Annotated in this window: 1 pseudogene; it reads right to left on the reverse strand. The window is 66.7% G+C overall.

The annotated features are described in order from the left end of the window. Positions 1–279: pseudogene (locus EN859_RS37750) on the reverse strand (patatin); the annotation flags it as partial.

A 279-nucleotide genomic window follows, 5' to 3' on the forward strand; every position in this document is an offset into this window, starting at 1 on the left:
GTCGGGGTTGATCTCGAGCGCCTTGCGGCCGGCGCCGATCAGGAGGTCGACCTGATCCACCGGCAGCCTGAGCCTGGTCGGAATGTCGTTCAGCTTCGCTTCGGTTGCCGGGTCGAGATCGGCGAAGGACAGATGCTGGACGACGAGGCGCACATCTCGGCAGTTCCAGCCGCCGGCCGAGCCGCGATAGGCCGAAACGGTCGAGCCCGGCAGGCCACAGCGGAAGCGCACCAGCTCGCCTTTCCATTGCGAGACGGCGAGCGTCAGCGCATCGAATTC

The sequence above is a fragment of the Mesorhizobium sp. M00.F.Ca.ET.216.01.1.1 genome, assembly GCF_004010325.2.
In the GTDB taxonomy this organism is placed as follows: Bacteria; Pseudomonadota; Alphaproteobacteria; order Rhizobiales; family Rhizobiaceae; genus Mesorhizobium.